The following is a 21428-nucleotide window of genomic DNA, read 5'->3' on the forward strand; positions in this document are numbered from 1 at the left end:
TTTATTTTATCACATTCAGATCGGAATTGAACGAACTTTTATACTTCTTGATATATTCTGACGGTGTCATTCCAAAGAGTTTAACAAACTGCTGCCTGAAATACTTTGGGTCTTCAAAACCAACCTCAACACTTGCCTGAGCAATATTCATGTTTTCGGTAAGCATTAACATCGCTGCTCTTCTTATCCGGATGGAACGTATAAAGGCATTAAGCGTCTGCCCGGAAATGATTTTAATTTTGGTATAAAGAGTCCTGTGGCTCATACCCATCTCGGCAGCAAAGTTTTTAATGGTATAATCACGTTTGTGAATATTGGCCTCGATAATCGATATACATTTCTTTAAAATCTCCTGATATTCAGCGGGGACTTTTTGTGTGTTTTCCTTTAAAGTAATACTGTCTAGAAAATAAGACCTCAGATTGCTTCGGCTTTTCAATAACGATTCGACACGAGCAACCAGCAGATCATCATCAAAGGGTTTGGTAATATAATCATCTGCTCCATCACTTATTCCCTGCAAGTGTGTTTCCGGGTTTTTGGATGCTGTCAGCAATATCACTGGAATATGGGAAAGGCTGCTGTTTTCCTTAATTTTACGGCACAATTCAAGACCATCCATGATATCCATAGCAATATCGCTGATAACCAGATCTGGCATGTGTTTTTTGGTCAGTTTTAAACCTTCTTCTCCGTTATCGGCACTATAAATGATATGAGTATCTGAAAATAACCGAACCAGATAATTCCTGATATCAGTATTATCATCTACTATTAAAAGCGTACGTTTTTCAGTAAGCATCATTTTGTGCAGTTCATTATCTGGAATTGACTGGGCAGAAACCTCAACAATTTCTTCAATATCATCGGCCATCAGCTCCTCTACCAAGGGGCTTAATTTGGGAGCAACAATACTTAAATGCAAATCTTCAAAATGGTCTTGGCCTTTCAATAAAGTCAGTTTAAACGAGCTTCCTTTCCCTATTTCACTACTGCAGGTCACTGTGCCTTTGTGTTTTTCGACAAAATACCTTACTATAAAAAGTCCAATTCCAAAACCGGAACTGCCTCCTACCGGCACTTTAGAATTCACTCTTTTAAATTTCTCAAAAATAGTTTCCAGATCCTCTGCAGCAATTCCTGTCCCGCTGTCTGCAACTTCTATGCTGACAGTATTTTCAGTTTCAGACAAATGAAGACTGATTTCGCCCCCAGCTGGAGTAAATTTAAAAGCATTGGAAATCAGGTTAAACAGCGATATTTCTATTTTTTCGTAATCGCCTATTACCTCAATATTGTTTTCAGGTATCTGAAACGTATAATCTATATTTTTGTCTTTTGCCTGATTTACAAAACACTGATAAATTTCGTAGCACAGATTATTTACATTTATGACCGACATCTTAAGTTCATCGGCATCATTTTCGGCCTTGCGAAAAAGCAAAAGCTGATCTACCAGACTCAAAAGCCTTTTGGAATTTCGATGTGCAATTATCAAATCCCCTACAGAATCACTGTTCTCGGCATTGCCTTTTTGAATAGCTTTTTTCAATGGATTTATAATCAATGACAAAGGCGTACGGAACTCATGAGAAATATACGTAAACATTGACGACTGCTTTTCGGCGATTTCCTTTTCCTTTGCGCTTTCTAATTCGGCTATTTTTACCTTGTACTTTAATTTTTCCTTGTTTTTATTATAGCGGATGTATCCATAAATAATTCCCGCTCCAGCCAGAATATAAAAGCTGTAAGCCCACCAGGTTCGATACCAGGGCGGTGAAACAATAACCGTTACAAGGCTTTCCTCTTTGTTCCATCCCCCTCTGAAATTTGTTGTCTTTACTTTAAAAACATAAGTACCTTCTGCTAATCTTGCATAATTTGCTTTTCGGGCCTGACCCACATAATTCCAGCGGTTATCCCAGCCCTCCAGGTAGTAAGCATAATTAATTTTATCGGCATTATTATAATCCAATGCCACAAATTCTATTGATAAGGCTGTCTGGTCATAAGGGAGATTCACTTCCTTAATCCGGCCTGAGTTCCATTCTGAAATAAATTCGTTTTTACTTTTTTCAATTGGTTCATTGTTCAGATAAAAATCGGTCAAAAGTAAATTATGCTTCTGATTAAACTCTTTTATATCTTCTGGAAAGAAAGAATTAAAACCATTTATTCCTCCAAAAAGAAATTCTCCTGTAGACAATTTTAATCCAGCATTGAAACTGAACTGATTGCTCTGCAGTCCATCATTTACCGAAAAATTCCTGAATGTTTTGCTCTTTTTATCAAATCGGCAGATACCGTTATAGGTGCTCATCCATAGATTTCCGTCCTTATCCTCGAGCAGTCTCAAGATGGTATTAGACGGCAGGCCATCATCTGTAGTAAGTCTTTTGAATTTATCTGTTTTGCGGTCAAACAACAATAATCCACCCTCCTGCGTGCCCAGCCAAAGATTTTTGTCCTTGTCTTCATGAATGCATCTTATGGGATTCCCAATCAGGATTTTTTTATATGTACGCAGCCTTTTGTCGATAGCTAATAAAGAAGTATAGTTACATCCCCAGAATTTACCATCACTTGCCTCAATAAGACACTGCAGATTATCAATAGTTTTATTAAAAAGCATAAAACTGTTTTTGGCTCTGTCAAATAAATATAAAGAACCTTCATTAGTCGCACTGGCCCAAATATCTCCTTTAGAATCCTTGTAAACAAACCAGATATTTTTCTCAATCTGTTTTGTAAATGGATTGTAACATGAAAAATGAGTAACACTATTGGTTACAGGATTAATACGGTTTACGCCACCTGCCCATGTAGAAACCCAGATTTCATTATTATTGTCTTTTATTATACCCGTAATAAAATTGCTGCTGATTTTATGAGGAGCCGCCGCCGAAGTATTATAAAGAGTATAACTGTTGTTTTTTTTGTTCCAGTATTTTAATCCAGCCCCATCTGTTCCTATCCACAGATTCTTTTTTTCGTCTTCACAAAACGAGAGGATGAAATTTTTGGCAGGATCGTTGTCGTTATTGTCCCTTATATTTTTAAAATATTTGGGGCTGTTGCTTATCATGCTTATACCGCCGCGCAAAGTCCCAATCCAAATATTCCCCGAAATATCCTGGTGCAGGCTCCATATCGAATTGCTTTTTACAAACTGCTTGCCTTTGGCCATGTCATACTGGATAGCTTTTTGGGTTCCAGCGATTACTTTATAGACACCACAGCCATCAGTAGTAAACAAAATTTCCTTATTCTTATTGATACATATATCTGTCACGGTGCAATTTACAGGAAGATAATTGCTGGATATGGAATTAGAATTAGTTTTAAAAGCGTATAACCCCTCATCTGTCCCTAGCCAAAGAGTTGCATCCTCAGAAAGCTTCATGCATTTTACATCCATGGATAGCGGATATACAACTTTTACTTTTTTTGTACTGTAAACGTACTGGCAAATACCCACATTCCTTACATAGACCCAGCAACGGTTGTTCTTAGGATCATTCTCAAGAACTGTTGCATTGTATGCATATTGATTTTTTTTATTGAATTTTTCGAGACCTATAATCGTTCCCTTAAAAGAACCGTTTTCGTACAGCAGCACTCCAAAATTCTGCGAGGCAACTAATACCTGCTGATCTGATACAGACCTAATCTGATGAATAACATCCTTTACAATCTGGGAATTATTATTCTTTGAAACAAAGACTAAAGGATGAAAAATAGACTCTTTTTTGTCAAAAACACATGCTCCATTTGCACCGCCAACCCATATATTCTTTTTAGAATCACCTTCTATATTGTAAATTGTATTGAAAGACAATGAATTTTTATCATTAATCTTATTGCGATAGACTTTAAAGTTATATCCGTCATAACGGTTTAACCCATCATAGGTTCCAAACCACATGAAACCATCACTGTCCTGATAAATTGCAGTTATAGAATTATTAGACAAGCCATTCGATATGTCAAGAAATTTAACCGAGTACTCTTGCGAATAACTGGTTAAAGAAAAGGCTGTCAGCAGTATAAAATATAATATATTGTTCTTCAAGAGAAGTGGTTTTTTAAGTTTATTTTTTAAAGTGTAAAAACTACAATTATAAAGCAAAATTATAAATATCTTAGAATAATGAGGAAATAATTGTAATAAAATATTTTTTTGATCTGAATAAAAAGAACATGCTAAGTTAGGTCGAATTTGAGTTAAAAACAAGCAAATGCTGTTTTGAATGCTGTCTGAAGCCTCTCTTTCAGTTTTTTATAAGGATACTTTTCAGTTCTATAATCTGCTATGGAGTTTTCTAACAAAGAACTCATCATTTTTTCGAAAAAAATAATAAGCGATCAGGATAAGCAAGCTCGATTTTTACTTCAAAAAATCAAATTAATATGGAGCAATCTGAATGCTTTTAAAATGTAAATTATTTTTTACTATTTTTATAAATCGAATCCAGTCATAAAAAGAAAACAATTCGTCATTATCAAATAATATTTTCTATTAAACAACTATAAAGCAATTTTTTATGAACATTATTGAACTAAAAGAAAGAAATGAAATTTCAGAGAATATTAAAGCTGGCCAAGCCTGCAATCAGCTGGATGAACTGTTGACAGAACTAAGAAAAAAGCAAATTCCTGCCAACATTGCTCAATCCATTAATGAAGATATTGAAGCGTTAAATTCAGCCACAATAAACGATACTGATTTTGGAAAACTAGTTAAGCAAAAACAGTCCAAAATCATAAAACTGGTCGAAAAAGAACTCAAAATTGTACCTCAAAAATATTATACAAAACTGTGGCTGGCACTTGGAATGTCGGTATTTGGCATTCCGCTTGGAGTTTCTTTCGGAATAAGTATTGGCAATTTAGGATTGCTCGCTATTGGACTGCCAATTGGCATGGGTATTGGCGCTCTGGCAGGTTCTGGAATGGATAAAAAGGCTTTTGAAGAAGGAAGGCAATTAGCCATAGAAATTAAATAATATATTAATAACAGAAATTCAAACCCGATAGAAGTTAACTGCCCATTTCATGAAGCTAGAAAACATAGAAGGCTCCAGTAATTATTATGTAAGCTGCAAAAAAACCTTTGCTGGAACTCCCATTTCAAGTGAAGCTATTCAAATTGCTCTGGATTTTGCTTATGAAATGTGTTTTGGTACAGGACACCATAGAAACTGCCGGACTGGCGGACAGCATGAACGCAAGGGAGGTGAAAAATTCTGCAACACATTTCAGGGAAAATTAGCTGAAATAGTATTGTATAACTATTTTAAATCGGAAGGCCTGGAAATTAAAGAACCTGATTTAGGCATTTATAAAGAAGGAGTCTGGGATGATTCGGATTTAGAGATTCGGGGAAAAAAAATCAATGTAAAATCGGCGGGCTCACAATCGAATCTGCTGCTGCTTGAAACAAAGGACTGGAATACAGAGGCACAATATATCCCAAATATACTGCTTGATAATGGCTCTTCTGTTTCCTATGATTATTTTATTCTGGTTAGAATTGAACCCGACATTAAAAAACTTTTTAAAGCTGGAAACATATTCTACAGCAATGAAATTTCCCGAAAAACCATTGTTGATATACTTCTTGCCAAGACTTGGAATTTTGACATTGCAGGCTACTGCACCAATACCGATGTAATAAAAACTATAGCAGATAATTATATGCTGCCCCAAAATGCAATGCTGAACCAGTATACAAAAATGGACGCCAGCAACTACTACATTCAAAGCGGTGATATGAAATGCATAAAAGATTTAGTTCAGGAATTGAAGCTCAAAGCCTGAACGCAATTCAGATAGCCGCAAAGATTATATCTTTTTAATTGCCCACAGATTAAAAAATTAACACTGATTAATCTTTGTGAATCTTTTAATTCTGTGGGTAAATTTTAGAAGTAAAGTACTTTTTCCTAAAACCCAAAATTTAGGCTATTTGGAAACCAATAAATAATCTATTCATTATTACCCTTCAAGACCTTTAAGATATTCTTTGAAACAGCCTGAATCACGGGAACACTCACAGAATTCCCTGCTTGTTTATAAATACTCGAATTGGCACTTTTTGCCGGGATCTTGAAAGTATCCGGAAATCCCTGAAAACGTAGACATTCTCTTGGAGTCAGTTTCCTGAAACCAAACTTAGTCTTAATAAGCGGTACGTTATGCCCGCCGGTTCCCATGTTTGCAGTCAGGGTTGGACAGACATTCGATTTGTTTTCCCGTACATACTGGCGCCTGAATTGGTACACGGTTTCATCGGAGGTCATGGTTTCCTGAAGCATATTATACATATACCTATCCTCACCATAGTAAAAATTATCATCAACTTTTTCTTTACTGATAACCTCTTTTATGGTCTTTGTCAGTTCTTCTTTCTGGGGAAATTCAAAAGTATTTTCGGCATCGGGATATTCATCTTTATCAAAAGCCACAATGAAGATCCGTTCCCTATTGTGAGGAATATTTCCGTAATCTTTGGTATTGAGAACCTTGGCTTGAAACGAATAATTCCTATCTCTTAAGGATTGCTCGATTACTTTCATTGTTTTGCCGTTATCGTGAGTATAAAGGTTTTTTACGTTTTCGAGAAAAACTGCTTTTGGTCTCATCGTATCTACAAAATCGAGTATCCGGAAAAAGTGGTTTCCGCGATTATCATTAAATCCTTTGCGGTATCCTGCAACCGAAAATGGCTGGCAGGGAAATCCGGCAGTGAGAATATCAATTCTGGGAATGGCATCAATATCCAGCTGTAAAACATCGCCCTCGATAAGCTGATGCTCAAAATTATTTCGATAAGTGATGCAGGCATTTTTATCAAATTCATTGGCCCATTTTATATCAAAACCAGAATTCCTAAAACCCAGGCATATACCGCCAATACCTGCGTACAAACTGCCAACAGTAAACTTTTCACTCATTATATTATTTTTTTTCGCTGATTTCTGTATGCGAAATTACATTTTTCTGAAACAAATATACATCTTGAAATGAGTATAAAAAAAAGACTCTTATAAAATTATGGGGCATTTGATGCTTATTTTATTTCAGCCTCTTAAACCTCTGCTGTCAATAACTTACTCGGTTTGGCACAAATGCTGTTTCCAAATGTACATATAGGCATCACAAAAAATGATTTAAAGCAATTTTAATCGGTTAAAATTTTTATATATAAAACACATCTATTTTTAACAAGCAGTAGCATACATTTACTATAGCATTACTATATATTTATTATTGTAAAACTTATTATTTATTATGATATGGCTTTACATTTAATAATGAATAGCTATATAAATATCATCGTACAACCATTCCTTTATTATTAAATAGCATCCAGCGAGATTGAAACTTTGAAAGAAAAAATAAAACTGCTGGAGGCCGAAAAACAGATTTTACTGCAAGTTGTCACCAATTTTCGTAAATAAAAAAACTGGAAATAATTGACTCACCCCAGTATTTGTAAAGCTATTTTTATTATTTTCACAGAAATATAATATGCAATTAAATGCTCTTGTTTATCTTCTATTTGGGGTATATGAGTAATTTTTATAGCTTATATTTAGAAGTTAACTGTTATTTTATGAAGATACACTACGGAATATTTTTAGTTATTTTATTTTTTGCAATTAGTTGTAAAAAAAACTCGAATAATAAAGTGGACGTAAAAAAAACTGAAACTAAAACAATCATTTTTAATAATAGTAACCCTAAGTATTTAATAAACCCTCCAAAAACTGATACACTTTGTATTAATGATATTGAAAGAGCTAAAAGAGATATCAATAAATATCAAAAATTGTTTATTAAAACTATTTGTTTTGGTTGTAGTTCCAAACCATTCGAAACAGAAATTGACGAAGTATTAAAAAAACGGAAAATTAAGCAAGTTATAGAAGATATTGGATGTGTAGTTTATGATGGACAAACTCAAGGATGTTATAGTGGTTTCATTAGTTTAAAAATGAAAGAACAATATGGTGAGAATTATTTTTCGGAAATTGAAAAAGAAGCTGAAAGTATTTTTATCAAAAACATCATCGAAAACAATAAAATTGTAAGTATTTACGATTTACAAGATAAAGAAAAACCAAAAATAATAAATCGAAAAGTTTACATCGAAGGTGATTATTACACAACAATAAAAGTAAATCTACCTGTTAAAATTGATAGTTATAAATCTTTGTTTGCAGACATAACTTTTATAATAGAAAAAAACGGGACTATAAGTAATTTAGGTGTTTCTAATTGGGTAAATGATGCTGTCGATGAAAAATTCAAAAAAGAATTAATTACTACAGCTTTAAAAACTTTAAAAGAAGATTATAATCATTGGAGTCCAGGGAAATATAAAGGTAACATAGTCAGAACCGAAAATACTTTGAGAGTTAACTTCGGATAAAAAAACAACAGTTAACACTTGCTACAATAGATTTAGGCAATTGGCTTAATTTAAAAATGGTCTTGTATTTGGGATGTTTAGGCAAATCCGAAAATAAGGCATTTTAGTCCCAAACCTTAAGTAGACATATCAGCTAAAAACTGACATAAAAGAATTACAGCAATTAAAGCCAGCACTTTCCATGCACAACAAAAACCTACATAAACTCTACCTCGATTTATATAATGAATCTTCTCAAAAAATTCTAAACAATGAATATGCAATTGATCTAAATATAGATAATCCGTTGGATAAAAGATTCGGAATGACATTGGTCATCAAACCAGAAATTGAAACCCAAAAGAAAATTCAGAATTTCCTCAATGAATTAAAAGAAATCGAACCTCAGCAATATTACTATTCAAACCCAGATCTGCATATCACCACGCTTTCCATCATTTCCTGTTACGAAGGATTTAATCTAAATAATATCACAGTTAGCGAATATGCTGCAATCATAAGCAAAAGCCTAGAATCTATCAATGAATTCGAAATTGATTTCGAGGGCGTCACCGCTTCCGAATCGGCGATAATGGTTCAGGGATTTCCAAAAACAGAAACCTTGAATCAAATCAGGGAAAATCTTAGAACTAATTTTAGAAAATCCAGCCTGCAAAAAAGCATTGACAAAAGATATCCCATAATTGCCGCACATATAACAGTTCTCCGATTCAGAGAAAAACTAAATGATGTAAGCCGTTTCATAAATTGTATCGAAAAATACAGGAATCATGATTTTGGAACTTCAAAAGTCAGTACATTAGACTTAGTTTATAATGACTGGTATCAAAGAGAGGAAATCGTCCAGAAACTGGCTGAATTCAAAATTTAAATCAATATTTTTTTCAACATATAAGTCATATAAGTTTTTAAAAAAAGTCTGGTAAATAAGACTTTTGATAGTCAATATAAGGTAAACCTGCTCTTTTGTTAACTCAAATAACTTTACTTAAACGCGCTTTTGATTTTACTCAATTTATTCATATTAAAAACTTATATGACTTATACGTTTAATAACACATATTAGACTTAGTTTATAAAAGGGAAGAAATACGCAAAAAAATGAACTATCACAGTTAAATTAATCAGTTAGTAATACAATCTGAAATCAAGCAATTTACAGAGTGCATAATGTTTTTGATGCAATTCTTCGACAATATCCACTACATCGTCCATTTCCTGGCACAAACAGAAAAAAGCCTTATCCAATAAATTACTATCAATATTCTTGTGAGCCACTCCATAACCCGAAACAGCTGCAGCGCCAGTGATATCCAGAAAATATTGCGCCTCTTCCTCCTTTAAGTCGAGTACTTTGGTATTGGCAAAATGCAAAATTTTACCTTTCATTTTTCCCTCAAATATTTCGGCAATTTCTTCGAAACTATAGTAATAATCATGGAGACAGATTGTATTTCTTCTGCCTTGCATAACCAGATAAATAATTTCGTAATCCTTGAAGCTGTGGTCGTCATACAGCAAAGTATTTAAGCTTTCTTCCAATCCTTCGATAGTATCACAGGTTTTATAAATGCTTGCAATACCTTGCTCAAGAGCCAGTTGTTCCAGATTTTTGACTACCGATGTAACAGTAATTACCTCAACATCAGGAACGCCCTCTAGGCAAAAAATAAACTGGCTATACTCCTCCAAATTATGTTTGTGCTGTAGATTCAAAATACTGAATTTAATTATTATCGATTTAGAATGTAAGATAGGAATTTAAAAATCAAATCATCATAATTCCAGCACAAACCTTGCTTTTTTTAAATAATAATTTTGGCAAAAAGTTATACAGACAGATAGAAAATCCTCACTATCTTAGCCAAAAAATACATAAAAATATCTACAGCTATGGCTACATTCAGCAAACAACTATCTTTTCGCTGGTCTGATTTAGATCCTAATTTTCACTTGCGCCATAGTGCCTATTATGATTTTGGTGCACAGCATCGAGTGGAACTGCTTGAGCAATTGGGAATAACATTGAGAGTTATGCAAAAGGAACATATTGGTCCCATATTATTCAGGGAAGAATGTGTGTTTAGAAGAGAAATCAATCTATCCGATATTATTGTCATGCAGACTAAAATGTCGAAAATGAAAGCCGATGCATCCCGATGGTCAATTATTCATCAGTTTTATAAAGACGATACATTGTGCGCAACCATCACGGTAGACGGAGCCTGGATGGATACTAAATTACGAAAACTTGCCTCTCCAACACCTCAGATTGTTGCAGATGCGTTAAATGTTTTTCCAAAAAGCGAAGATTTTATAGCTTTATAATTAATTCTAAATCTATCAATATGTTTACAATAGAACAAATAAAAGAAGCGCATTCTAAAGTAAAAAGCGGAGCTGATTTTCCAAATTACATACAAGATTTAATCATTTTGGGCGTAAAAGGATATGATACTTTCGTAAATGATGGTCATGTTGCTTATTACGGGGTAAATAATTACAATGTTACTTCTGACGAAAAATATGATGCAATTACCATAGCTCCCATTGCCAATAAAGAACGATTTATCGAATTTCTGGTGATGCATCAAGATGGCCAAACCGATTATTTAACCTTTTGCAATCATGCTGGTCAATATGGCATTGCAAAATGGCGTGTGGATATCATAGAGATGACCTGTACTTATTTTGACAAAGAGGAGAATGAAATTTTGATTGAAAAAATTCCAGTTTAAATTCGTGATTTAAATAATTTAACCGCAAAGAACACGAATAGAAAAAACGCAAAGACCGCAAAGCTTTGCGTAATACTTTGCGATCCTTGCGGTTATATAATATTTGAAAAACTAAGTCTTTAGACCAAGTCGAAACGATCTAAATTCATCACTTTATCCCATGCGGAAACAAAATCATTTATAAATTTTTCATTTGCATCACTGCTAGCATATACTTCCGCTATAGCTCTTAATTCTGCATTTGATCCAAAAACAAGATCGGCTCTTGTTCCTATCCACTTGGGCTGTCCTGTATTATAATCATTCCCAGCATACAGTTCTTTATCATCAGACAATGCCTGCCATTTGGTATTCATATCCAGAAGATTTACAAAGAAATCATTAGTAAGCTGACCTGGGCGATGGGTAAAAACGCCATTCTTTGATCCATCAGAATTAATATCAAGCACACGCAATCCGCCTAAAAGTACGGTTAATTCTGGTGCTGTTAATGTCAATAAATTTGCTTTATCAATAAGAAGTTCTTCCGTAGACACAACCGATTTTGTACCGCGGTAATTACGGAAACCATCTGCTTTAGGTTCCAGATACCCGAAAGATTCAACATCAGTCTGCTCTGCAGCTGCATCCGTACGACCTGGCAAAAAAGGAACAGTTACTGAAAATCCTGCTTCTTTTGCCGCTTTCTCAACCCCAGCATTACCTGCCAAAACAATTAAATCAGCCAGAGAAACTTTTTTTCCGCTTGGCTGCAAACTGTTAAATTCTGCCTGAATACTTTCAAGTTTATCCAAAACCTGTTTTAGTACAGTAGGATTGTTGACCTTCCAGTCTTTTTGTGGTGCCAGTCTTATACGAGCACCGTTTGCTCCTCCACGTTTATCCGATCCTCTAAACGTTGACGCTGAAGCCCATGCTGTTCCAACTAACTGCGAAGTAGTTAAACCTGCATTTATTATTTTTTCTTTTAATTGTACAATATCGTTTTCATCAATTAGTGGATGGCTTACTTCTGGAATAGGATCCTGCCACAACAATTCTTCTTGAGGAACATCGTTTCCAAGATAACGGGAGCGTGGCCCCATATCACGATGTGTTAACTTAAACCATGCACGAGCAAAAGCATCAGCAAATTCGTCTGGATTTTCAAGAAAACGGCGTGATATTTTCTCATAAGCAGGATCTAATCGTAATGATAAATCTGTTGTAAGCATTGTTGGCAAATGCTTTTTAGAACTGTCAAAGGCATCAGGAATAATTGCTTCGGCATTTTTAGCAATCCATTGGTGGGCACCAGCTGGACTTTTAGAAAGTTCCCATTCAAAACCAAATAAGTTTTCGAAAAAGTTATTACTCCACTGCGTTGGCGTTTTTGTCCATGTTACTTCCAATCCGCTTGTAATTGTATCAGCTCCTTTTCCTGAACCAAAACTGCTTTTCCATCCAAGACCCTGCAACTCTAAACCAGCTGCTTCGGGCTCTTTACCTACATGATCGGATGGTCCAGCTCCATGTGTTTTACCAAATGTATGTCCACCAGCAATCAATGCTACCGTCTCTTCATCGTTCATCGCCATTCGCCCAAAAGTATCTCTTATATCTTTGGCAGCAGCTATGGGATCAGGATTGCCATCAGGCCCTTCAGGATTTACATATATAAGTCCCATTTGTACAGCTGCAAGAGGTTTTTCTAAATTTCTAGTGTGAATTTGACCATCTGCATCATCATCAGATGAAACAACTCCATGATCTTTCGGCACACCTTCAGAACCGTCTTTGTAACGTTCGTCTCCACCAAGCCAAGTAGTTTCAGAACCCCAATAAATGGCATCTTCAGGTTCCCAAACATCAGCTCGTCCTCCAGCAAAACCAAAAGTTTTAAATCCCATCGACTCCAAAGCAACATTCCCAGTTAATATCATCAAATCAGCCCACGAGATTTTTCGTCCATATTTTTGTTTAATAGGCCATAAAAGTCTTCTCGCTTTATCAAGGCTTACATTATCAGGCCAGCTGTTAAGCGGTGCGAAACGCTGCTGACCAGCACCAGCACCTCCCCTGCCATCATGAACACGGTAAGTTCCTGCACTGTGCCAGGCCATTCTGACAAATAGACCACCATAATGGCCAAAGTCAGCCGGCCACCAGTCTTGAGAATCGGTCATTAAGTCATGAAGATCTTTTTTTACCGCTTCTAAATCCAAACTTTTAAATGCTTCTGCATAATTAAAATTTTCATCCATCGGATTGGACAAAGATGAATTTTGTCTAAGAATTTTTACTTGCAGCTGCTTTGGCCACCAATCAGTGTTTTTTGTACCTGATCCAGTACCTTGTTTTGAACTTCCTCCTGAAAACGGACATTTGCTTTCTCCGCTTGAATTGTGATTTTCGTTATTTTCCATAATGTGATGATTTTTAAAAACTTAGACTAATTTACCAAAATTATTGTTATTCAAATTATCTTTTTAATAGATAAAAATTATAACATCACTTCAAAAGCCTAGTTTAGAATAATTCTGCATTCACCCAAATTTTATTTGTAAATTAGTTGTATTAAATCCTTCAAAAAAAGTCAGCCATGAAAATCAATTACAAATCGGTAGATGAGTACATTAAGACATTCCCAGATGAAGTTCAATTGATTTTAGAAAAAGTTCGCAAAACTATTATCGAAAAAGCCCCAGAGGCAGTCGAAAGTATATCTTATGGAATGCCGGCATATAAAACAAACGGAAAACCATTGGTGTATTTTGCTGGTTATCAAAAACACATTGGTTTTTATGCAACGCCTACAGGACATAGTGAATTTGCCAATGATCTTTCGAAATTCAAGCAAGGCAAAGGATCTGTTCAATTTCCTATTGACGAGCCAGTACCCTACGATCTAATTGAGCGTATTGTGGTTTTTAGAGTGACCGAAAATAAGAAGAAATCAAAAAAACCTCAATTACAATAAACTACAATGCATATTAATTCGTCTATAGTATTGGCCAAGATTTTCGAATTACAGCATAATTAAATTTAACCAGACCTTCAAATCAATTAAAAAGCAATCATAATTTCTGCTTTTACGTAGTCTTCAACTAAGTAGTTCATTCTTTTCTATCAAAAAACTCTTTTTCTGAAGTAATTATGCAGCTGCGAGAAGCAGTTCCTTTTGTTTTTTCTTTCAAAAAAATGATACAGCAGACAGCCTGAGCTATGCTACATCCTTAAAAAAACCTTACAAATCAACATATTACATTGCAAAAAAGCCTGCAGACAATTCACTATTTAATCAGAAACTAATTACCTGTTATTAAAAATCATTCTATTTAAGAAAAAAAAGCAAAAATAAGTATTAAAATTAAGTATAAATACGTATATTTGCGTAGTAATACTTAATTAACAGATTATGATTAATGTAATAGTAGTCGGAAACGGCATGGTAGGTTATAAATTCTGCGAGAAATTTGTTTCGAAATCTGGGCAGGAAAATTATCAAATTACAGTATTTGGGGAAGAACCAAGACGTGCTTATGACAGAGTTCACTTGAGTGAATACTTTGCAGGAAAAACAGCTGAAGACTTATCTATGTCAACAGCCAATTGGTACGAAGAAAATAATATTACATTAAATACTTCGGAGTTAATTACAGACATTAGCAGAGAGCAGAAAACGATACATACTCACTTAGGAAAAACATACGAGTATGATTACTTAGTTTTAGCAACAGGTTCGGCCGCTTTTGTACCGCCAATTGACGGGGTAGAAAAAGAAGGTGTTTTTGTTTACAGAACCATTGAAGACCTTGATGCAATTATGGCTTATGCCAAAAAAATAAAAGCCAACGGGAGTACTGAAGCAGCAGTTCTTGGAGGTGGATTATTAGGCTTAGAAGCAGCAAAAGCAGTACGGGATTTAGGATTAAATGCTCACGTAGTTGAATTTGCACCACGCTTAATGCCAAGACAATTAGATCAAGGTGCGAGTGATATGCTTCAATCCAAAATAGAAGAATTAAATATAGGAATCCATCTCAATAAAGCAACACAATACATAGATGGTGAAGACAGTATAAAGGGAATGATGTTTGCCAATGATGAATTGTTAAAAGTAGACATGTTGGTTATATCTGCTGGGATAAAGCCTCGTGACGAACTAGGAAGAGTTTCTGGACTTGAGGTAGGTGTTAGAGGCGGAATCGTAGTAAACAATCAAATGCAAACATCAGATCCTAATATCTTCGCTATCGGTGAGGTTGCATTGTACAACCAAATGATATATGGACTTGTGGCTCCCGGCTATGAAATGGCCGATGTTGCTGCCGAACAAATCCTAAAAGGAGATAAAACGATGAGAGAAACCATCGATATGTCTACTCAATTGAAATTAATTGGAGTTGAAGTTGCGAGTTTTGGTGATCCTTTTATTGAAAATGAAAATGTTACTGCAATTGTTTACGAAAATAAATTCAGTGGTATCTATAAAAGAATCAATGTCACCAAAGACGGAAAAACACTCTTGGGAGGAATCCTGGTAGGAGATTCATCTGACTACAATGGATTATTCCAAATTTATGCCAATGCTATGACATTGCCAGCAAATCCAGAAGACCTGATTCTAGGATCTCGTGGCGGAGAGGGATCAACACTAGGAAATGCATCCGATCTGCCAGATACTGCAGTAATCTGCTCTTGCGAAAACGTAACCAAAGGCGCTATCTGCTGTTCAATCCTTGACGGAACTGCCAACACATTTGGTGATGTAGTTAAATTAACCAAAGCAACTACGGGTTGTGGAGGCTGTAAACCAATGGTTGCCGATTTAGTAAAAGGTGCTCAAAAATCAATTGGAAAGGAAGTCAAAGAAAGCATCTGCGAACACTTCAACTACACTAGACAAGAATTATTTGACATTGTCAAAATCAATAAATACAACAATTTCTATGATGTAATTGATCATCATGGCAACGGTGATGGCTGTGAGGTCTGTAAACCTGTAGTAGCTTCGGTTTTCTCCAGTCTTTATAATGATACTGCCAACAAACATGTTACCACTCAAGATACCAATGATAGATTCTTGGGTAACATTCAACGAAACGGAACCTACTCCGTAGTACCAAGAATTGCAGGTGGAGAAATCACACCAGAAAAATTAATTGTTATAGGTGAAGTTGCCAAACAATTCGATTTATACACCAAAATAACAGGAGCGCAGCGTCTTGATTTATTTGGAGCACAATTAAATGATTTACCAGCTATCTGGAAAATATTAATTGACAATGGCTTTGAAACAGGACACGCTTATGGAAAATCTTTAAGAGCCGTAAAAAGCTGTGTGGGTAATGCCTGGTGCCGTTACGGTATGGATGACAGCGTTGGATTTGCCATTGAATTAGAAAACCGTTACAAAGGAATCCGTGCACCACACAAAATCAAGGGAGGTGTTTCGGCCTGTATCAGGGAATGTGCCGAGGCAAGAGGAAAAGATTTTGGATTGATTGCTGTTGAAGGCGGCTGGAATCTTTACATCTGTGGAAACGGTGGAGCTAATCCTAAACATGCAGTTTTATTGGCAGAAGCAATTGACAAAGAAACTGTACTCAAATATATGGATCGTTTCTTGATGTATTATATCAGGACTGCAGGACCATTGGTTCGAACCTCAACTTGGCTGGAAAAACTGGAAGGCGGACTGGATTATTTAAAAGAAGTTATCATTTTTGACCGCATCGGCATTTGCGAAACATTAGATTCAGAAATGGCTTCATTAATAAACAGCTATGAATGCGAGTGGAATCAAGTATTGGAAAAACCAAGATTGATGAAACGTTTCAGTCACTTCGTAAATACAGACGAAAGAGATGACAACCTTGAATACGTAGAATTAAGAGACCAAAAAATGCCAAAATCTTGGTAAAACAAGAATTCCTCCTATCAAATTAATTAAAAAAAAACAATATTCTGCTCCAGGCTCTGCTTATCCTCAGAGCGGGGCTTGGGTCAGAAAATAAAACAAAATATCATGGAAGATCTATTAACTCAATACGAAACCGTAAATTTAAGTGAAGTAAAAGTCTGGTTCAAAGCTGGAAATATCAAAGATTTTCCAAGCAATAGAGGTGGATGCATCAAATACAAAACAAAACAGATTGCTATTTTTAACTTCGAAAGAAGAAACGAATGGTATGCCTGCCAAAACGTATGCCCTCACAAAATGGAGATGGTTTTATCAAGAGGAATGACAGGCTCTGCAGATGGAGTTCCAAAAATTGCCTGCCCTATGCACAAAAAAACATTTTCATTGGTAGATGGATCTAACTTAAACGGCGATGATTTCAAAATAGCCACTTATCCCGTAAAAATTGAAGGAGATGAAGTATTCGTTGGGTTTTTGGAATAATGTATGTATCTTTGAATCATACACTATTATCAATGAAAACCATCCCCTTTTTAAACGCCAGCGCGTGGATTGATGCCGAAAACGAAGCCGATCCAAACAGCGAAATATATCAAGAAATTACCTATCCAAAAGAATTATTATATTCGGATAGAATGTATGAAAGGCTTATGTCTTTTGAGCCCAATGCTTCCGAAGCTGTCCAGATTGCAGCCAAAGCACAGCACATCTGCCGTTGGAAAGTCGCAAGAGAATCCTATCCGATGGATCGTGTTGGTTACTTAAAATGGCGAGAAGACCTAAAAAAATTCCACGCCAAAACTACTGCCGAAATACTAAAAAAAGCAGGATATGAAGACGCATTTATTGATCGTGTTTCTTTTTTGATTGAAAAAAAACTGCTTAAAAAAGATGAAGAAACCCAGCTCCTGGAAGATGTAATCTGCTTAGTTTTCCTTGAGTTTTATTTAGAACCATTCGTTCACAAACATGATGACGAGAAACTGAAAAATATTATTCTGAAAACCTGGAATAAAATGTCGGAGAAAGGACATCAGGAGGCGTTAAAAATCAATTACACACCTGAAAATCTCCAATTAATAAAAGACGCATTAGGATTGTAATTTTATTTTGTAGTTTTAAATAAAATAAAGCCACAGATTAAAAAGATTTCCACAGATTATTTTTTAAAAAATCCTTTTAATCTTTATAATCTGTGGCAAAAAAAAGACACACTTGCACTGATTAGCGGCAAAAAAACAGTACGGTCTTCATGAAAAAAAAATCCAAAGTATCTTTTGATAAAATTTCATTCAAAAAATTAAGGCGAATGTACATCTTCGCCTTAATTACTATTGCTATAACTGTCATTCTCAGCCAATTTCTTATTCAATACAATTTATACAGCCAGCTCAGTGATTCTAAAATCATAAACATATCAGGAAAACAAAGGATGCTGAGCCAGAAATTGACAAAAGAAATTTTAGTTCTCAATTTCATTACTGATTCCACGCAAAAAAAAGAGCAGATTGACAAGATTTCCAAAACAATTGCGCTATGGAAATCAAACCATAATGCCTTGGTAAATGGCAGTGACCGCCTTGGTTTTCCAAAAGAAAAAAATCCAATTTTAACCCGATATTTCAAAAACATTAAACCTAATTTTGATACAATAATCAAGGTTACAACTGCTTTTTTGAAAAACAAAGAAGAAAACAAAAACGAGAAAGAAAATATAAAACTGGTAAAAACTTTACTGGCAAATGAAAGGGTTTTTCTTTCGGAAATGAATCAGATTGTTAGTGAATATGATAACGAAGCACTAGAAAAAGTGACCTTACAGCGCAAAACCGAATACATTATTCTTGCTTTTACGCTATTAGTTTTGCTGCTGGAGTTTGTATTCATATTCAAACCTACAACCAAAAAAATCGAAGCACTCATTTCCAATCTATTATCATCGGAAAAAAAGGCATTAAAACTGGCACAAAACACGGAAATCATCAGTGAGTTAAAAGAAAACTCTGTCAAAGAATTAAAATCGCTCAATTATGCCATGGAAAACACCCTGCTCTATTGCCGAATTGCAACCGACGGAACCATTATCCATATTGGCGAAAAATTCTCAAAACTATTACAATACAATCCGTTCCATACCGGAACTAAATTTGGTGAGGTTCTTTCTCCTATCGAAAACGAACAGCTTTTCATCGACCGCATCGTACTCCAGAACAACCGTAGGGGCTGGCAAGGAGAATTAAATATCACAACCCGAAATGAACAGTCAATTTGGCTGGATTTATCGATGATTCCCGTAACGATTAAAAAAGATCAATCGGAACTCTTGATTATTTGTTTTGACATAACCGAACGCAAAAAAGCCGTTCAGGAAGTAGAACGTTTGAACACCGCAAATATCGAGAACAAACTAAACCAGCAAAAAATAATTTCTAGCAAAATTGTCGAAAACCAGGAAAACGAACAAAACAGGATTGCCAGAGAAATTCACGATGGTATTGGCCAAATGCTGACTGGATTAAAATTCAGCCTCGAAAGCATCAATCTGGATGACAAAGAAAAAGCAACCGTAAAAATTGAATATCTAAAAAAACTTTCATTAGATATCATCAAAGGCGTCCGCACGGCAACTTTCAATTTAATGCCGCCTGAGTTAAGCGATCACGGTATCAATCCTGCCTTATCTAAACTTACTTCCGAACTTTCGAAACTCACTGGAAAAAACATTCTGTTTTATAACAAAACCGATTTCAACGCCCGATTGGATTCTTTAATCGAAATAAACATTTATCGATTAACACAGGAAGCCATCAACAATGCCATAAAATATGCCGATTCTACTCATATTATCGTACAGCTCTCACACAGCGCAACCCTTTTGAGCATCACTGTCGATGACAACGGAAAAGGATTTGACATTAATGCCGTAGAAAAAAAGCGAAACAGCGAATCCGGAATGGGCATGCTCTTCATGAAAGAACGTATTCAATATATCAATGGGCGTGTTTTTTTCAATTCAATTCCAAACGAAGGAACCCGAATCACATTTAATATTCCTATTTGATGTATCACTTGATGGGTATTTTGCCACTAATTCAAAATCAATCCTATTATTAAGTTTTTTTTAAACCCTAAGAGAGTTAAATATTTATAGAAATAATATTTATTTCCGGCAATGCCCCCAGCGGAACCGCATATTTATGTAGTACAACCCGCTGGGGTTCAGGAATCACTTTTCGATTTCTATAAACATGAAAAATCATCTGGATTTCTCTTGACTTAATGATACTTATTTCTGTCATTCACGCATTAGAATAACTTAAAAAACATCTAATTCACCATTTCAATATCAAAAAATCATTAAAGTTTACTTCACCTTTTAATTGTTTGTTAAATTTTCAAAAATCAGCCATTAAATTGATTTTTATCATCGAAACTGAAATTAATTTTTAAAAATACGTATCTTAGCATGCAAATTAGATGAATCTACGTAAAAAAGTAGTAATGAGTAATAAGTAGTATATATTATATAATATGAGTGATAAAATTCAAGTAGTTCTTGCAGACGACCACGTTTTTGTAAGAGACGGCATAAAATCATTATTAGAAAACGAAGCCAACATTACAGTTATAGGTGAAGCAACTGATGGCCTGGAGGCACTGACAGCAATAGATGAACTAAAACCTGATTTATTAATTCTAGACATCAGAATGCCAAATCTAACCGGTATTGAAGTTGTTGAAAAGCTGAGAGGCAAAAACAATAATGTAAAAATAATAATGCTTTCAATGCATGAATCTGAGGAATACGTACTGAAATCCATTCAGGCAGGAGCCGATGGATACTTACTTAAAGGATCCAGCAAGGAAGAATTCCTGAAAGCAGTTCACACAGTCTCGAACGGAGGAAAATATTTCAGTGGTGATATCTCTTCCATATTGATAGGACAGCTTACTAATCCTACATTTACATCTGAACCTAAACCATCATTGGGAGAAGAACAGATAATCACCAAAAGGGAAAAAGAAATCTTGAAACTTTTGCTAAGCGGAAAAGGAAACAAGGAAATAGCAGAAGCCTTGGACATCAGCAAAAGAACGGCTGAAGTGCATCGTTTTAACCTAATGAAAAAATTAAAAGTAAAAAATCTGATGGAGCTTTCTAACAAGGCGACAGAATACGCTCTTTTATAATATTTAAAACATTCCTTTCTTAATATTCTAAGCTTCGAATAGTTTAAATAGAGCATCATCAGAAGCTTAGAATCTAGGTTATATTAAAAACAGCAGTTTTTTTAAAAAAAAATACGTATAAATACTTAATTTATTTTAAAAAACTGCGTTTTCG

16 protein-coding genes are annotated in these 21428 nt (G+C 35.0%); 12 read left to right on the top strand and 4 right to left on the bottom strand.

What is annotated here, in order from left to right:
* Position 1: 1 nt before the first annotated feature.
* A complete protein-coding gene (locus ABEG11_RS04005; RefSeq protein ID WP_348822909.1) occupies positions 2-4075 on the bottom strand; it encodes a two-component regulator propeller domain-containing protein in 4074 nt (1357 codons plus the stop codon).
* Between the two features lie 472 nt (positions 4076-4547).
* On the opposite strand from ABEG11_RS04005, the gene ABEG11_RS04010 reads away from it, so the two are divergent.
* Complete coding sequence (locus ABEG11_RS04010; RefSeq protein WP_348822910.1) at positions 4548-5009, top strand: hypothetical protein; 462 nt, start codon at positions 4548-4550, stop codon at positions 5007-5009.
* 49 nt (positions 5010-5058) lie between these two features.
* Positions 5059-5823: a hypothetical protein gene (locus tag ABEG11_RS04015; protein ID WP_348822911.1), complete on the top strand. Its 765-nt coding sequence runs from the start codon at positions 5059-5061 to the stop codon at positions 5821-5823.
* A 167-nt stretch (positions 5824-5990) separates the two neighbouring features.
* Here the strand turns inward: ABEG11_RS04015 and ABEG11_RS04020 are convergent, their stop codons facing one another.
* Complete coding sequence (locus ABEG11_RS04020) at positions 5991-6959, bottom strand: DNA cytosine methyltransferase (protein WP_348822912.1); 969 nt, start codon at positions 6957-6959, stop codon at positions 5991-5993.
* Between the two features lie 617 nt (positions 6960-7576).
* Here ABEG11_RS04020 and ABEG11_RS04025 point away from each other — a divergent pair.
* The gene (locus tag ABEG11_RS04025) at positions 7577-8440 is read left to right on the top strand and encodes a hypothetical protein (RefSeq protein ID WP_348822913.1); all 864 of its coding nucleotides are present in this window, start codon (positions 7577-7579) and stop codon (positions 8438-8440) included.
* A 181-nt stretch (positions 8441-8621) separates the two neighbouring features.
* The gene (locus tag ABEG11_RS04030) at positions 8622-9311 is read left to right on the top strand and encodes a 2'-5' RNA ligase family protein (protein ID WP_348822914.1); all 690 of its coding nucleotides are present in this window, start codon (positions 8622-8624) and stop codon (positions 9309-9311) included.
* Positions 9312-9568: 257 nt separating this feature from the next.
* On the opposite strand, the gene ABEG11_RS04035 is transcribed toward ABEG11_RS04030, so the two are convergent.
* Positions 9569-10156, bottom strand: coding sequence for a DUF6642 family protein (locus ABEG11_RS04035; protein WP_348822915.1), 588 nt, complete (start codon positions 10154-10156; stop codon positions 9569-9571).
* A gap of 177 nt (positions 10157-10333) precedes the next feature.
* Between ABEG11_RS04035 and ABEG11_RS04040 the strand changes: the two genes are divergently transcribed.
* Positions 10334-10768: an acyl-CoA thioesterase gene (locus ABEG11_RS04040; RefSeq protein WP_348822916.1), complete on the top strand. Its 435-nt coding sequence runs from the start codon at positions 10334-10336 to the stop codon at positions 10766-10768.
* 20 nt (positions 10769-10788) lie between these two features.
* The gene (locus ABEG11_RS04045) at positions 10789-11178 is read left to right on the top strand and encodes a DUF1398 domain-containing protein (RefSeq protein ID WP_348822917.1); all 390 of its coding nucleotides are present in this window, start codon (positions 10789-10791) and stop codon (positions 11176-11178) included.
* A 119-nt stretch (positions 11179-11297) separates the two neighbouring features.
* Here the strand turns inward: ABEG11_RS04045 and katG are convergent, their stop codons facing one another.
* A complete protein-coding gene (katG, locus tag ABEG11_RS04050) occupies positions 11298-13583 on the bottom strand; it encodes a catalase/peroxidase HPI (RefSeq protein WP_348822918.1) in 2286 nt (761 codons plus the stop codon).
* Positions 13584-13759: 176 nt separating this feature from the next.
* On the opposite strand from katG, the gene ABEG11_RS04055 reads away from it, so the two are divergent.
* The 6 genes from ABEG11_RS04055 (at position 13760) to ABEG11_RS04080 (ending at position 21274) form a co-directional block, all read left to right on the top strand.
* Positions 13760-14137: an iron chaperone gene (locus ABEG11_RS04055; RefSeq protein ID WP_348822919.1), complete on the top strand. Its 378-nt coding sequence runs from the start codon at positions 13760-13762 to the stop codon at positions 14135-14137.
* A gap of 438 nt (positions 14138-14575) precedes the next feature.
* Positions 14576-17083, top strand: a complete 2508-nt coding sequence (nirB, locus tag ABEG11_RS04060; protein ID WP_348822920.1) for a nitrite reductase large subunit NirB — start codon at positions 14576-14578, stop codon at positions 17081-17083.
* A 105-nt stretch (positions 17084-17188) separates the two neighbouring features.
* A complete protein-coding gene (gene nirD / locus ABEG11_RS04065) occupies positions 17189-17566 on the top strand; it encodes a nitrite reductase small subunit NirD (protein WP_348822921.1) in 378 nt (125 codons plus the stop codon).
* Between the two features lie 32 nt (positions 17567-17598).
* Positions 17599-18186 carry a DUF4202 domain-containing protein gene (locus ABEG11_RS04070; protein WP_348822922.1) on the top strand — a complete coding sequence of 196 codons (588 nt, stop codon included), beginning with the start codon at positions 17599-17601 and terminating at the stop codon, positions 18184-18186.
* A gap of 149 nt (positions 18187-18335) precedes the next feature.
* Entirely contained in the window at positions 18336-20144 is a 1809-nt protein-coding gene (locus tag ABEG11_RS04075) for a sensor histidine kinase (protein WP_348822923.1), read from the top strand.
* A 470-nt stretch (positions 20145-20614) separates the two neighbouring features.
* A complete protein-coding gene (locus ABEG11_RS04080) occupies positions 20615-21274 on the top strand; it encodes a response regulator transcription factor (RefSeq protein WP_348822924.1) in 660 nt (219 codons plus the stop codon).
* Positions 21275-21428 lie beyond the last annotated feature (154 nt).

The sequence above is a fragment of the Flavobacterium aestuarii genome (assembly GCF_040049115.1).
Classification (GTDB): Bacteria; Bacteroidota; Bacteroidia; order Flavobacteriales; family Flavobacteriaceae; genus Flavobacterium; species Flavobacterium aestuarii.